Here is a 15,041-nt window from a genome sequence, read left to right on the forward strand (position 1 = left end):
TGTCATAAAGAGCATTACTGAGTTTGGAGAAAACTTTAGTCTTATTTAACTGATGTCTATTTGTCAGCCATCGCAAGGTAGATACCACGATCTGATGCATCGTCAACATACTGCGAATCACGCCATGTCGTATAGCTGTAATTACCGCTATATGGGCTGATGCTGTTTTGACGGAAATCAGATACCCAATCATTGCCATCAAAAATCTGGATATGACCATGTGGACGGCTTGACGTGCGGTTATAGACAACGACATCACCAACTTGTGGTGCCATGTCGTTACTAATCTTGGTAAAGCCAGCTTGGGCTAGCGTGCCACGAGAGGCGTACTGATAGGCTGAAGGATTCGGCGTAAATTCGTAACCTGCTGACTGTAATGCTTTACGCACATAACGAGCACAGTAGCCAGAGCTTCTAGATAATGCAACGCGAGAGGCATTTGCTGCTGCAATAGCAGGAGCAGAATTGCGGTCAGGTACGCGGCTTGCTTGCTGCTGACGCTGCTCGTAAGACAAACGACTGGTCAGTGAAGCGAGCTGATATTCTTTTTGCTTAGCATGAGCGCTTAGGTTGTCAATTGCTTGACTGATCTCATCGTTGCTATATACATGTGCACCACTGTTAGTGCTATAGATGTTGCGACTAGAACCATAGTTCGCAGAAGTAGAAATATTTGTGATGGTATGACTCAAGGTATTATTTGGTTGAAAGGTTGTTTCGGCAGCACCACTCGTCTGTGCGATACCCATTCCCAATACTGACAAAATTAATAAAGCTTGTTTCATAAATTTACTACCTATTGTTAATACAAGTCTGCTCGTCATCCGTAACGAAGCATCAATTAATTTAGAGGATATAATCATCAAATAGACGTGATAAAATCCCTATTACAACGGTTCATTCTTTTCAAATAGCGACTAGTGCCAGTAGTACCTCCCACCTAGTCAACTATCTTATAAGCCATCTGCTATATATTGCTTTTAGCATGTCTGTTATGAGTATCGAGTTTGTCACCTATTAGATGAGTACTTACGATGTCAAAAAAACAACCTAATCGGCTTGCCCAGCTTATAGATCATCAAGCATTTGCTGGTAGCGCGCTACCTCAAACCCTTGCTAACAACATGCGACTATATATAGAAGCAACCAACGAGATAAAAGAGCTATTGGTAGACTGTCTACCTGAAGAAATACTCAATACCTGTTGGGTTGTAGGCTTATCACCTGAGCAGTTGATATTAAGTGTTAGCTCAATGACAGCAGCAAATCATATTCGCTATTTACATAGCTCGTATTTGCAAATACTAACAGAGCAGTCAATTACATTTAAACAACTCAAGCAAATTCGCGTCGTTGTGGCTAAAAGCTCTTCCGATAATTATTCATCTAAACAATCATCAGCATCATCACTGCACTTGCCAAATTCTCGTAAAGCCAATGAAAATCAGGCGCTTAGCCAGAACACAAAACGGACTATATCACAGGCCGCAGAGCATGTCACCACTGATGAAAATCTCAAAAAAGCCCTTTTGCGTTTGATTAATCATTAAAAATACCGACCTTTAAATGTAAAGTTATGTAAATAAGAGCAGGTGTTAGCATTGATAAAGATGGATTTTTGTAATGTATCAGGTAAAAAAAATCCTTCATTAGTTACATCCAGATTATGGATATAGCTAACGAAGGACTTAAAAACCATCTACAGCTTTTGTATTATGTGCCTTAACGGAAAATTCATATATTTATATAAACTATATATTCAAAATAAAGCATATTATATAAATGTAATTATGAGCCGCCTATGTAATATTGCGTAAATGTTTCGATACTTCCTGTATATTCCTGTATTTATCCTTCAATAACCAAATCACTAAGTGGCAAATACTCGATAGGACAGGTTACATTGTCATCAAAAGTTACAATTTCAAAGTTATCTTCGTCAGACAGTATTTCACGTACCAATAAATTATTTAGAGCATGACCAGACTTATAGGCATTAAAACGACCTAAAATTGGGTAGCCAATCAGATGCAAATCTCCCAAAGCATCTAAAATTTTATGACGGACAAACTCATCGTTAAAACGTAAGCCTTCGGCATTAAGTATGTTGACATCATCGATAACGATGGCGTTTTCCATACTGCCGCCAAGTGCTAAGTTGTTTTGACGTAGTGCTTCTATATCACGTAAAAATCCAAAAGTACGCGCAGTGCTTAATTGTTCGATAAAGTTCTGTGTAGAGAACTTCAACTGTGCATGCTGAAAGTTCTTATCAAATGCAGGATGATCAAAATCAATTTCAAAATTTAATTCATACCCTTCATAAGGACGTAGCTCTGCCCATTTATCTTCTAGTTTTACTCGTACTGGACGTATAATTTTAATAAATTTCTTGGCCGCTTCTTGCTCACAAAATCCTGCATCAAGTAAGAGCGCAACAAAAGGCGCAGCACTACCATCCATAATTGGTATCTCTGAAGCAGAGACACGAACTAACAGATTGTCTACTCCTAGACCAGCGATGGCACTAAGCAAATGCTCAACCGTGCCCACTCGCGTACCGCCAAATACTAAGTTCGATGACATCATCGTATCTTGTACTAAAAACGCACTCGCTGGGATTGGTTGACTACCTTCTATATCAGAGCGCTCGAAAACAATACCAGTGTCAATCGGCTGTGGATGAAACTCCAAGTCAACAGGCTGACCACTATGTAGACCAGTACCCGTAACGGCTATTGCTGTTTTTATGGTTCTTTGGTTCATGGTTGTCTTCTCACATATTTTGTTACAATTGACATAGTGTACCATTACCGACCCCTTATTCGCTATATATAAAAAGCGCTAATTTTCTTATCTCCTTGATTGATAACACTTATCGTCAACTTCCTATTGCTGATTTTTACTTCTTATGCCCTATTCAATGCTATAAAATAACAAGATCAATATAAGTTTAGACAGTCATATACATATAGATTACATAGAAAACTGTCATGGTTTTTCTTATAAAAATCGGTTCACCTTTCTTTAAACACAAAAAAGCCAACGTTAAAACGCTGGCTTTTTCTTATTCACAGTAAATTAGAAGTACTATTTATTCTGTTGACGTTTTAAATAGTCTTGAATACTGTTTGTTTTAGTCTTAGGCTGCTCTTGAGGTGCATTTGCACTAGGACGTGCAACGCTATCTTGATGCTGCTGAGCTTGTAACTGCTTCTGACTGTTTAAAGCGCTTGTATGCACGTTAGGATCAACAGGTTGCGTGCTATTGACAGAAGGTACTGGCTGCTCTACTACTTCTGGCTCTTGACCTGCGTTTTCATCTAACGTTAAGCCAGTTGCGATGACAGTTACATGTAAATCGTCACCCATTTTTTCATCAATCACAGAACCGTAGAAAATATGAGCGTCGTCAATATCAGTAATTTCTTCAACTATTGCACTGATTTTGCTCATCTCATCTAGTGACAATGACTCTGAAGAAATAACGTTAACCAGTAGACCTTTTGCATTTTCTAAACGCAAATCATCGAGTAGTGGTGATCTGATGGCTTTTTCAGTCGCTTGACGTGCACGATCATCACCGCTGGCACGACCAATACCCATCATCGCATGACCTTTCGCAGTCATCGCCGTACGGATATCGTTAAAGTCAATGTTGATCATACCTTCGCTAGCGATGGTCTCGGCAATACCTTGAACGGCATGCAGCAATACATCATCCGCTTTTTTGAAAGCATCTTGCATAGAGATGTTGCCGTATACACTCATCAACTTATCATTTGGAATCGTGATAATTGAGTCAACAAAGTTAGTCAGCTGCTCAATACCTGCTTTAGCAGCTTTGATACGCTTACCACCTTCGAATTTGAATGGCGTGGTCACAACCGCAACTGTTAGCACTTCCATTTCTTTCGCAATACGAGCAACAACTGGCGCTGCGCCTGTACCAGTACCGCCGCCCATACCAGCAGTGATAAATACCATATCTGAGTGCTCAAGCAATGCGCGAATCGCTTCTTCTTCGCTCTCTGCTGCTTCACGACCCACTTCTGGATTTGCGCCTGCCCCTAGACCACGGTTCGTTTTTGCACCCAGTTGCAATTTATGCGGTGCAGTAAGACGATCTAGCGCTTGTTTATCTGTATTGGCACAAACGAACGTTACACCTCTGATGCCTTGCTGTACCATATGTTCAACTGCATTACCGCCGCCGCCACCAACACCGAATACAGTGAAGCTTGCTTGGCCATTGTTTTGAAGCTGATTATCATCTGGCATGGTGTATTTTGACATAAAAAAGATTCTCCAGTTGCAGATAGCGTGTAAGTCGATACATAGTAACGCACTCATGTGGCGCGCTATCGACATACTATATATAAATGTATTTAAATAAAACAGGGTATGGCTAAAATCGATCAGTATAGACAATAATATGTCATTATTACTTAATACTTTATTTTTAAAACGAATTTATTCGCAATGTTACTTTATTTTTTGCTTAATCAACTTAGAGGTATTCCATAATGTATAGATGCTCTAGATACGATATTAAACAGGTTTATAGTATTTTCTTTAAAACATTTGCAAACCGTTGACCCGCGCTCCGAAACACGCCTGATACGCGATTGTTTTGAATCGCTTCAGGTTCGCTTTTCTCGCTACGGCGGAATTGCTCACTCTGACTATATAACAATGTGCCAAAAGCCGTCTGATAAGCACGATCGTTCACTTGGCTATTTAGTAGCTTAAATGACTCGTCATTATCAAAATGATTATAAGCACTGATAGCAGGATGGGTGTTTGTTAGTACGACAGGCATTTTTAGTAGCTTTTTGGCAAAGGGTATCATACCTTTAATCGTACTACCGCCGCCAGTCAACACAATCCCTTTATCGATATAGCCTATCAAACCCGCTTCGTGTAATTGACGCGCTACTTCAGTAAATATCTGAACGTAACGAGCCTCAATAATACGTGCCAAGTTATAGATACCAATATTGATTTCGTCACCCGAGCCTTGAGGTTTAAACAAAAAGAAGGCGCTAGGATCGACACTATTAACATCAGCTGTACCATGAGACTTCTTCAGCTTTTCAGCTTCAATCATGGAAATACCAAAATCAGCTGAAATATCCATTGTCACTTCATGACTGCCCGTTGCTATACAATGTGTAAAAATCAGCTTATTCTCTTTATACACACAAATGCTGGTCGTACTAGCACCGATATCGACCAAGCAAACGCCTTGCTGGCGCTCCTCAGTCATCAAACTATACTCAGCACTGGTCACTGCATCGAAAACAATATGATCAATACCGACGTCACAACTTTGTAATAGCTTTTGGATATTCTGACGGCTGGCAACAGGCATCATCATCATGTGGTACATCACAGTGATATTGTGTGCCATCATCTCAATGACATCATCCACCATAAAATCTTGCTCATCGACATAGATACCTTGCTGACAGCAATGCATCAAGTAATAGTCAGATGATAAATCACGCGATTTTGCATTGGCCAATGCTTGTACCATGTCTTTCGCACGTACCACTTCATCTTCTACTTTGACTTCTCCAGCACTGTTTTTGCTAGATAGTTCAGGAGTCGCAAGCGTTAACCAGACACTATGCACACGGCAGTTAGCGGTGTCTTCTGCTTCTTGAATGGCTTGCTTAATAGCACCTTGCAGACGTTCACGATGCTTTATTTGACCTTGATAAAAATCGCTGTTTTTAACTTGTCCTACGCCCAAAATACGAATGTCTTTTGCAGAGACAACATTGCCTATGACGACATATACTGCCGTGGCACTTAGATGGACAACAACCAGATTTTCATTATTTTTCATGGTACCAGACAAATTATCGCTAAATAGAAGAGCAAGTGATGCTCTTCTATTAAATCATTAAAAAAAGCGTTACTAATACGCTATGATGTTGTACATATTTTCTTCAAACTAAATAAACCATATTAGCTCACATCGATTATTCATAGATGTAGTACTTACTTAGGCTATTCTGCTTCAGCACTCTGTGTCACGTTCCAAGCAATGGTAAAGCCATTTTTATATCGTAAATCTACAGACTGCATGTCATCTCGACGCGTACTTAACTGATTGCCGAGCAGTTGGCTTAAATTCAGTAGTTTTTGCGCCGTATTTTCATTGTCTACAATCACACGTAACCCATTGTCAAAGCGGATTAACCAAGTCATTCTCGGTGACAGAATGATATCTTCGACCTGCATACCTAGCGGTGCATACCAATCATTAACTTGCTGCATTTGTTGCATGATAACTGGCGCTTGAGACATTTCACCCTGTAAGGTGGCAAAACGTTCTTGTGTTAAATCTCTACTATCAGCAGGAACAAACACAGCGCCTTTTGCATCGACCAAACGTTCCGTGCCAAAATTAGCAACTGCTTGTTTGGGTAATGCGTTGACGACGATGCCACGTTGCCAATCACGAGAGATACTCACTTGGTCTACCCAAGCTAAACCCATCGTAATGTCTCGCAATGCTTGCAAATCAGAAGTAAAGAAGCTACTTACTTGTTGTTGTTCCATCACGTCTTGCAATGAGCCATACTGAGCAGCAGACAAACCTTGATTACTGACATAAATATTCGCGGGCGGTGCATCACGTAACGCTTTGCCGCCCATCATTAATATTAGCACTAGCAAACCTAAGACCAGTACCATAAATAGATACTTTACCATTGCCGGTATTTGGATCTTAGATTTTGGGCGACCGGCTTTATCACTCATCAAGTCAGTTACCTCGTTGACAGTTTGAGCCATAACGACCTTTGTCCCTATATTTGCATAAAACTGATCATGCTATTTATTGATATAAATCTGCGTATTTTTGGCAGAAGCTTATTAAGTCGATATGTTATCAAATTTTATTAAAAACATAGCTTATATACAGCGATTACGTTGATTTAAACGTAACATTTTTCTTAAATTATGAATAAGTTATCAGTTGTATTCACAAAACAACATAAATATCACCGAAATAGACTTATTCTTACAATATTAACGTATTTTATGGTTAAACAATAGCCAAACACCAACTAGCAGCAGCGAATTTACACAAGTTTACACGAAGCTGTGGTATAGCAGCTCTAGTGACACAAAGAGTCGTCACTATCTGCTCAGTTTAGTTGATTTGACAGTTACAGCGTTTGTGCCAAAATATGCCAGCATAGCGCGTCAAAATCTAGTCCGCGAGCTTTGGCCGCCATTGGAACCAAACTGTGACTGGTCATACCTGGTACAGTATTAATTTCAAGCAACCAAAAATTGCCTGCTTCGTCTTGCATAGCGTCAATACGCCCCCAGCCTTTTGCATCTACTGCACGAAATGCTGCAAGGCTTAAATCTTGCAGGTGCTTTTCATCAGCCGTGCTCAATCCACAAGGAATGTAGTAACTGGTATCGTTACGATTATACTTGGCTTCAAAATCATAGAAGTTAGTAATGTCGGCAGGCTCAAGACGAATAACTGGATAGGCTTCATCATCGATAATCACAATCGTAAATTCACGACCTGTAATCCAGCGCTCAGCCATCACCGCATCACCACATTCCACTGCAGTTGCATAAGCAGCAGGCAATTCATCAAGATGATTGACCTTGGTCATGCCAATGCTTGAACCTTCATGAACTGGCTTAATGATAAGTGGCAAACCCAGCATGTTAACCACTTGCTGCCAGTCAGTATCAGCCGTCAATAACGAAAATGGTGCAGTTGAAAGGCCGCAACCTTGCCACAATTGCTTGGTACGTACTTTGTCCATACCTAGTGCAGAAGCTAGAATCCCTGAACCAGTTTGCGGTATATCAAACCACTGTAATACGCCTTGCAGCAAACCATCTTCACCGCCACGACCATGCAACACATTAAACACGCGGTCATATTTGCGTAGTTCAGTGATGTCTTGGTGCTTTGGATCAAAATGAGTGGCATCAACGCCTTGGTTTTGAAGCGCTTGCAATACTGCCGCACCACTGTCCAAAGACACGCTGCGCTCATTGCTACTGCCACCATAAATAACGGCTACTTTGCCAAACTGACTGGCGTCTTTTGTATGAGTCGTCGTGTCTAAAGATGTATCGTTGATAGCTGCATTTTGAGTGCTATTATTGTCTTTATTATCAGTTGTCATGAGGATCGTCCCTAAATTTTAGCTTACTTAATATAAAGGTTATTGGCAGCCAAATCGATAGCAATTTGCCCAACATTACCAGCACCTTGGGTAATCAGCATGTCGTTGGCTTTTAGCAAACGCTGCATAACAGGGGCTAGATTGTCTTTATCAATAATAGTCGGTTCAACTTCACCGCGCAAACGGATACTGCGCGCTAATGACTTGGTATCAGCGCCCGTAATCGGACTCTCCCCTGCTGAATAAACATCTAATAATAATAGCTCATCAACGCTCGATAGCACTTCTACAAAATCGTCATAGCAATCACGGGTACGGCTATAACGATGCGGCTGAAATAGCATCACTAAACGACGATCAGGGAAGCTTTGGCGAGCAGCTTTGATGGTCGCATCGACTTCTTTTGGGTGATGACCATAATCATCAATCAATAAGACATTGCCATCATCGATATCGACAGAGGCATGCTGTTCAAAACGACGGCCCACGCCTTCAAATTTTTGCAAGGCACGCTCAATCGCTGCATCATCGACGCCTTCATCGGTTGCCATCGTGATGGCAGCAAGCGCGTTATAAACGTTATGTGTACCAGGAATATTTAACGTTAGGCGTAATGGCTCACGGTCACGGCGCAGTACGGTAAAATGAGTTTTAGTTCCTTCCGTTACCAAGTCTACAGCTTGTACGTCATTGAACGGCTCAAGACCAAAGGTCAATACTGGACGACCGATATCATCAATCATTGCATATAGCTCAGGATCGTCACCGCAGACCACTGCCAAACCGTAGAACGGCATGTTTTGTAGAAACTGGATATAGGCGGCTTTTAATTTATCAAAGCTGTTTTCGTAGGTTTCCATATGGTCTTGGTCGATGTTGGTCACAATCGCGGCCATCGGATGCAATGACAAGAACGATGCATCAGACTCATCAGCCTCTGCTACCAAGAAACGGCTGCTACCTAATGCCGCATTTTTGCCTGACGCATTTAACTTACCGCCGATGACATAGGTAGGATCTAGCTGTCCTTCTGCCATCATTGTGGTTAGCAAACTGGTCGTTGTCGTTTTACCATGCGCGCCAGCAACTGCGATACCATGACGATAGCGCATTAATTCACCAAGCATATCGGCGCGGCGTACCACTGGCAGACGAGCTTCAAGTGCTGCTTTTACCTCAGGATTGCTACGATCAATCGCTGATGAGACAACGATAACATCGGCATTGGCAATGTTTTTAGAGTCATGGCCAATCGATATCTCGATGCCAATCTGCTGTAAACGCTTAGTCACCAAGCTTTCTGCGATATCAGAACCACTGACCTGATAGCCTTGATTGTTCATCACCTCAGCGATACCGCACATGCCTGAGCCACCAATACCGATGAAATGCAAATGCTGAATGCGGCGCATTTCTGGTATTTCAATCAAACGCTTAGGTAGAGCTTTCGCAGAGGTAGGCATAAGGATCTCTCTTTATTAAAGGTCAATAAAACTTAGTAAATTCAAATAAGGGGTATAGATGACAGACTATAGCGCTTGCCAAATGATGTCAGCAACTTGCTTACTCGCACTACGGTTGGCCAATGCATGGCCTTTTTTAGCCATTGCCAAGCACTTCTCTCGATTGAGTGCGCCAAGCTCGTCACTTAGACTCTTGGCAGTTAGCTCTGGCTGCGGCAATAGAATTGCAGCATCATGTGAGGTCAGCGTGCGCGCATTGGCCGTCTGATGATCATCCACTGCATGCGGTAGTGGTACAAAAATAGCGGGGATGCCAACGTTTTGAATCTCGGTCACGGTCAACGCACCTGCGCGGCAAACGATGATATCTGCCCAGTTATAAGCTGCAGCCATGTCATTGATAAAGGGCTGTACAGTAAACTGATGGTTGTTTAATTCTTGTTCGCTATAAGCCGCTTGCGTGGCTGCTTCATTGTTGCGTCCGCACTGGTGTAGGACTTCAAATGGCTGATCTAGTAATGCTAATGCTTTTGGTACTGTATCATTTAATACCTGAGCACCAAGTGAACCGCCGACTACCAACAGCTTAAGTGGTGAACTGTCATTTACATCGTAGCGTACCGTTGGCTCTGCGACACCAGTAATGGCGTTACGCACAGGATTGCCCACTGTCTCAAGCTTGGCATCTTGCTGACTATTAGCAAAGGTATTCTCAAACGCTTGTAACGTTTTGGTCGACAGTTTAGATAAGTAGCGGTTACTCATGCCAGCAATAGCATTCTGCTCATGGATGATCAATGGCGTATTAGTCATACGCGCAGCGATACCGCCAGGTGCAGTGACATAACCACCGAACCCAACGACCACATCAATCTGATTACTACGTATCACTTTTACGGCAGCCATCGTCGCGGATAGCAGAGTCATTGGTAGCTTCAATAATCGACCAACGCCTTTGCCACGAAGCCCTTGCATATTAATAGCATGAAAAGGATAACCTGTCGGCTCAACCAAACCGTTTTCCATACCGTTTGGCGTTCCCAACCAATGAATCACCGCACCGCGCTGGGTCAACTCGTCGCTCACTGCAAGCGCTGGAAAAACATGCCCGCCCGTACCAGCTGCCATCATCAATATATGCGGTGTTTTCATGAACGCCTGCCTATCTTTACTTTATTTATATGAAGGGTTTATCTCACTGCTGCAGTGGCAATTATGAAAAACAATGACCTAGCCAAAGCCCGCATAGTATAGAGGAAATCATTGTCTTATATACAGTACTTTATGCAGCAAAAATAACAAAAATCCAAGCCATGATCGGTCATAGCTTGGCGTCGTGTAATACTAATAAACAGTAAGAAAAATCAATGACTAACAATACCTCAAAATATGGGTTTTACGTAGTCAAAATACTCCTGAACTCAAAACGTTCCTGTACATAGCTAAAGCTACGCAGTAAATTTATTCTCAATTGCCATAATAAAGTCGGTCGCGATATCTGTACCGCATTGATCATCAATCTCACGTACGCATGTTGGGCTAGTAACGTTAATCTCAGTGATATGTCCACCGATCAAGTCTAGACCAACGAACATTAGGCCTTTTTCTTTGACAATTGGCGCCACAACTTCTGCTACTTGGCGTTCGATATCAGTCAATGGCATAGCAACACCACTACCACCAGCTGCTAGATTACCACGGGTCTCGCCTTTGGTTGGAATACGAGCCAAACTATAATCTACCACGACTCCATCGACGATCAATACGCGCTTATCGCCTTCTTTAATCTCTGGCAAATAACGCTGCGCCATGATGGGCAAAGTCTCAAGCTCAGTCAGTATTTCTAACGTCACTCCGATGTTTGGACTATCAGCAGTCAAACGGAAGATGCCAGTGCCGCCCATACCATCTAGTGGCTTGACGATGACGTCCTGTTGTTCAGCGATGAACTTACGAATGTGTGCTTGTTTGCTGGTCACAATCGTTGGGCTCATATAATCGCTAAACCACGTCGCAAATAGCTTCTCATTACAGTCGCGAATCGCTTGTGGATCATTGACCACGAGCACGCCTGCTGCTTTGGCATGGTCAAGCATATAAGTGGCATAAATAAAGCGCATATCAAACGGTGGATCTTTGCGCATCAAAATCACGTCATAGTCGCCGACTGGCCCTGTGCTTTTATTACCCAATGTATAGAAATCTGCAGGATCACGCTTTACTGTCAGTGGCTGCGTATCAACCATCAACTGACCACGGTCCAACCACAAATCATGGATCTGACAATAACCGAGCTGATGGCCACGGTCTTGAGCGGCCCACATCATAGCGAGACTGGTGTCTTTTTTATAATTGACCCGCTCGATAGGATCCATAATAACGAGTATTTTTAGCGACTTTTCTTGTTTTTGTTGGCTCATGATAAGACTCACTTACGTTATATTGTTGATATGAAAAAAAATTATTAAGGCGTGTCCTCATTTTAAAAATGGTGATAAAAATGAGATAAGTCGAAGTCAAACAAGGAAAATAGCGCAGATAATATCGAGATATTAGTCAGCTATTTGACGCCATTTGGCAAGATTTAGCCATTTTTAACCCATTTAAATAACTATCGATTGAATTGAGGACACGCCCTAAACAACATCAGTGCCCAACTATACGCCGTACTGCTCACGGTAGTGTTGCATTTTGGCTAACTGGGTCGCGTCTTTATGCTGGCCGTTTTGTGCACCATGGTCATCGGCCAAATAACTGATTAAATCATCAATATCGACCAATGCACGTACGGGCACTTCTAGCGTCGCGGCAAGCTCTTGGATAGCAGAATGCTCAGCTTGACCTTTTTCTTTACGATCAAGTGCGACGAGAATACCAGCAACGCTTGCGCCTGCTTGCTCTAAAATCTCGACCACTTCGCGCATGGCTGTACCCGCTGTGATGACGTCGTCAAGCACCCAAACGGCCTTGCCAGTTACGTCAGCACCGACCAAATTTCCGCCTTCACCATGAGTTTTGGCTTCTTTACGATTATACCCCCACTTAGCATTAATGCCATGATGTAGCCATAACGCTTGCGCCGTCGCTGCGACAAAAGGAATACCTTTATAAGCCGCACCAAAGATGACCAGCTCTTGCTCATTATCGCCGTTATTTGCCGTACTCATTTGTTCAGCCAAGGCATCTGCGTAACCACGTGCTAGTAACGACAACATCTCACCAGTCGCAAGCAAGCCTGCATTAAAAAAGTATGGACTGATACGACCAGACTTTAGGACAAACTCACCAAACTTTAGCACTTGGTTGTCTAGAGCCAGCTGAATAAATTGATGAGATGAAAACGTAGGGTCTTGAGGGCGTGTTACATGAGACATTATGACATTCCTATCAGCAAAAAGAGGGGGCAAAAAATTTGCATTATTGTACGCATTATTGATCAGCTTGACCAACCATTGATCTCATAATCCTGCATATTGGCATAGCGAGTCAGCAAACCACTACGCGACGAGATATTAAAATAGCTCTGTCCATCTGCTCGGACTTGTATCTCCCAACCCAAATGATAAGCGGCAACAATAATATGGCCAGCAAACAGTCGAATCTGACGATATGCGTGACGCTGTGACGGCTCACAAACGATCTGACTGAGCAAATAGCTACGCACATGCTGGCAGATTTCTGCGGCGCTATAACTATGATTGATACTCTTACGGGTACTACATTGCTTTAGCGCATGGACAGCCACGCTACATGCCATAATATCCGTGGCCAAACTACCCTCGCCTGTTTCAAACTGCTGCGGCTGTAGTATCACTTGCCAATCGTCAGCATACAGACTATTGAGTAGCTCATCAGGATTATAACGTTTGGTCAATGCGCGCATAGATAATGCAGAATTTTGAGCCCTGCTGTCATTATTTGAGTCATTATCTGAATCGTTGTTTGACTCAACTCCTGTAGCGCTATCGGTAGGCAAGAACCCATAACGGTTCAGTTTTGGATAAGCCCGAATCGCCTGTTGAATATCCGACATATCTAACAATGTTATATCCGATAATGTCGATATTAGTGGCTGCTCACTGTGATTCTGATAAAAGCTATCCGGCAATTCAATAAGCTGTGCCGCATTCAGAAATGATAAATGCTCAGCCAATGCCTCTGAAGCAATCAGCGACCATTTCGATAAGCTACCTGCATTGGGCTGATAGAACCGAGTCGAGTTACCGTAGAGCCTACGCAGTTGACCATTTAGGCGACGAGCAGGCTCAGGTATATCACTCAATGGTCTGGCAGGGTCAAGAGGAGATTGTTTGGGATCAAAATTAGGATGTACGATCGCAGGTTGCTGTGAATCAGCTAATATAGACGATTGCTCAACCTTTTTTTGGACATGACCTTCTGCCAGCTGCCCGCCCTCTGTTGCCAGATGAGCATGAGACAAACGGTCATCAGAAGTAGAAGGCTGGGACATGAAATCTCCATAGATTAGAAAACAAATAAGAACGATTACACCAAGGGCTATCTTACTCTTTAGCGCTTAACTCTAAAGGCTTACTCTTGATGATTTAAAATATCTCGGTAACCTGTCTGCCAGTCAGCATAATCAAGCCAAGCTAACGGAATGTTGCTGTGCAAGCGTTTTCCTGTCACTGAGGTTTTTGTATTATCAATAGTAGGAGGTGTCTCACCAACCTGCTCACTAAGCCAAACCCCTAGCTCAAACGTAGTAACAGGTCGATAGTCCGTCGCTAGATAGACAGACTTTGGTGCTTTTATCGTCAAAACTTTGGCGATGATATTGACCAAGTCGCGATCCATAATACGGTTGCTCCAATGCTCCGCTGGCACTGGATCTTTATTTGGCTCACGAGCCTTGCGTAGTCGCATTAAGCGCTCGCGCCCATAGATACCACTAGGGCGAATAATAATAGCTTTATCACCAAAACCCTGTTGCAGCGATTGCTCTGCTTGCAATATGACCTTTGACGCGGCGCGTGCAGGTGTGACAGGTGAAGTATGCTCATCAATCCACTCACCATTGTCCTGACCATAGACACCAGTAGAAGAAATGAATACCACACGCTCAAGTTTGGTAAGCTGTGAAGCAAGCGTTGCTAAATGCTGACTAATCGCTAGATAACTGTTGTGATAACCGCTGGTCGAATACTCGTCAGGGGTGACGATAATTGCAATATGAGTAAACGCTTGCAGTTGCTCAGTCGTTAGCGTCAACGCATCAGCCTGCAAAAAATCTGCACTATCTATCAAATCATAATGGTGGCGCTCACTACGAGCCAGCCCAGTCACACAATAGCCATCTTGGGCAAGTTTATTGGTCACTGGTAGGCCGATATCACCTTGTCCGATAATTAATAAATTTCGCGTACTCATAAAGCATGTT

The 15,041-nt window shown here is 42.7% G+C and carries 13 protein-coding genes; 1 reads left to right on the plus strand and 12 read right to left on the minus strand.

The genetic code is table 11. The features are described 5' to 3' along the window. Positions 1-56: 56 nt before the first annotated feature. Positions 57-785: a CHAP domain-containing protein gene (locus ACQKC9_RS10115; protein WP_057761430.1), complete on the minus strand. Its 729-nt coding sequence runs from the start codon at positions 783-785 to the stop codon at positions 57-59. A gap of 249 nt (positions 786-1,034) precedes the next feature. Between ACQKC9_RS10115 and ACQKC9_RS10120 the strand changes: the two genes are divergently transcribed. Next, a complete protein-coding gene (locus ACQKC9_RS10120; protein WP_427621671.1) occupies positions 1,035-1,550 on the plus strand; it encodes a hypothetical protein in 516 nt (171 codons plus the stop codon). Between the two features lie 298 nt (positions 1,551-1,848). Here ACQKC9_RS10120 and lpxC read toward each other — a convergent pair whose 3' ends face one another. The 11 genes from lpxC to ACQKC9_RS10175 form a co-directional block, all read right to left on the minus strand. After that, positions 1,849-2,766 (minus strand): UDP-3-O-acyl-N-acetylglucosamine deacetylase, encoded by a 918-nt coding sequence (lpxC, locus tag ACQKC9_RS10125; protein ID WP_427621672.1) that lies wholly within the window; start codon positions 2,764-2,766, stop codon positions 1,849-1,851. Between the two features lie 324 nt (positions 2,767-3,090). After that, entirely contained in the window at positions 3,091-4,296 is a 1,206-nt protein-coding gene (gene ftsZ / locus ACQKC9_RS10130) for a cell division protein FtsZ (protein WP_179797600.1), read from the minus strand. Positions 4,297-4,561: 265 nt separating this feature from the next. After that, positions 4,562-5,854: a cell division protein FtsA gene (ftsA, locus tag ACQKC9_RS10135; protein ID WP_057761435.1), complete on the minus strand. Its 1,293-nt coding sequence runs from the start codon at positions 5,852-5,854 to the stop codon at positions 4,562-4,564. A gap of 164 nt (positions 5,855-6,018) precedes the next feature. After that, positions 6,019-6,807, minus strand: a complete 789-nt coding sequence (locus ACQKC9_RS10140; protein ID WP_427621673.1) for a cell division protein FtsQ/DivIB — start codon at positions 6,805-6,807, stop codon at positions 6,019-6,021. A gap of 377 nt (positions 6,808-7,184) precedes the next feature. Continuing rightward, on the minus strand, positions 7,185-8,177 hold the full coding sequence (locus tag ACQKC9_RS10145) for a D-alanine--D-alanine ligase (RefSeq protein ID WP_427621674.1): 993 nt from the start codon (positions 8,175-8,177) through the stop codon (positions 7,185-7,187). A 23-nt stretch (positions 8,178-8,200) separates the two neighbouring features. Further along, entirely contained in the window at positions 8,201-9,640 is a 1,440-nt protein-coding gene (gene murC / locus ACQKC9_RS10150; RefSeq protein WP_101205772.1) for a UDP-N-acetylmuramate--L-alanine ligase, read from the minus strand. A gap of 66 nt (positions 9,641-9,706) precedes the next feature. Continuing rightward, positions 9,707-10,792, minus strand: coding sequence for an undecaprenyldiphospho-muramoylpentapeptide beta-N-acetylglucosaminyltransferase (murG, locus tag ACQKC9_RS10155; RefSeq protein WP_427621675.1), 1,086 nt, complete (start codon positions 10,790-10,792; stop codon positions 9,707-9,709). Between the two features lie 296 nt (positions 10,793-11,088). Then, a complete protein-coding gene (gene gshB, locus ACQKC9_RS10160; RefSeq protein ID WP_427621676.1) occupies positions 11,089-12,060 on the minus strand; it encodes a glutathione synthase in 972 nt (323 codons plus the stop codon). Between the two features lie 237 nt (positions 12,061-12,297). Continuing rightward, positions 12,298-13,014, minus strand: coding sequence for an orotate phosphoribosyltransferase (gene pyrE / locus ACQKC9_RS10165; RefSeq protein ID WP_427621677.1), 717 nt, complete (start codon positions 13,012-13,014; stop codon positions 12,298-12,300). Between the two features lie 62 nt (positions 13,015-13,076). After that, positions 13,077-14,111, minus strand: coding sequence for a hypothetical protein (locus ACQKC9_RS10170; RefSeq protein ID WP_427621678.1), 1,035 nt, complete (start codon positions 14,109-14,111; stop codon positions 13,077-13,079). A gap of 80 nt (positions 14,112-14,191) precedes the next feature. After that, positions 14,192-15,031 (minus strand): SDR family oxidoreductase, encoded by an 840-nt coding sequence (locus ACQKC9_RS10175; protein WP_427621679.1) that lies wholly within the window; start codon positions 15,029-15,031, stop codon positions 14,192-14,194. Between the last annotated feature and the right edge of the window lie 10 nt (positions 15,032-15,041).

The organism is Psychrobacter sp. NPDC078409 (assembly GCF_050268505.1).
GTDB lineage: Bacteria > Pseudomonadota > Gammaproteobacteria > Pseudomonadales > Moraxellaceae > Psychrobacter.

Bases quoted from the DNA above. Each gene is read 5' to 3' on its own strand.
- ACQKC9_RS10115 (WP_057761430.1), bottom strand. From the start codon at position 785: ATGAAACAAGCTTTATTAATTTTGTCAGTATTGGGAATGGGTATCGCA.
- ACQKC9_RS10120 (WP_427621671.1), top strand. From the start codon at position 1,035: ATGTCAAAAAAACAACCTAATCGGCTTGCCCAGCTTATAGATCATCAA.
- lpxC (WP_427621672.1), bottom strand. From the start codon at position 2,766: ATGAACCAAAGAACCATAAAAACAGCAATAGCCGTTACGGGTACTGGT.
- ftsZ (WP_179797600.1), bottom strand. From the start codon at position 4,296: ATGTCAAAATACACCATGCCAGATGATAATCAGCTTCAAAACAATGGC.
- ftsA (WP_057761435.1), bottom strand. From the start codon at position 5,854: ATGAAAAATAATGAAAATCTGGTTGTTGTCCATCTAAGTGCCACGGCA.
- ACQKC9_RS10140 (WP_427621673.1), bottom strand. From the start codon at position 6,807: ATGGCTCAAACTGTCAACGAGGTAACTGACTTGATGAGTGATAAAGCC.
- ACQKC9_RS10145 (WP_427621674.1), bottom strand. From the start codon at position 8,177: ATGACAACTGATAATAAAGACAATAATAGCACTCAAAATGCAGCTATC.
- murC (WP_101205772.1), bottom strand. From the start codon at position 9,640: ATGCCTACCTCTGCGAAAGCTCTACCTAAGCGTTTGATTGAAATACCA.
- murG (WP_427621675.1), bottom strand. From the start codon at position 10,792: ATGAAAACACCGCATATATTGATGATGGCAGCTGGTACGGGCGGGCAT.
- gshB (WP_427621676.1), bottom strand. From the start codon at position 12,060: ATGAGCCAACAAAAACAAGAAAAGTCGCTAAAAATACTCGTTATTATG.
- pyrE (WP_427621677.1), bottom strand. From the start codon at position 13,014: ATGTCTCATGTAACACGCCCTCAAGACCCTACGTTTTCATCTCATCAA.
- ACQKC9_RS10170 (WP_427621678.1), bottom strand. From the start codon at position 14,111: ATGTCCCAGCCTTCTACTTCTGATGACCGTTTGTCTCATGCTCATCTG.
- ACQKC9_RS10175 (WP_427621679.1), bottom strand. From the start codon at position 15,031: ATGAGTACGCGAAATTTATTAATTATCGGACAAGGTGATATCGGCCTA.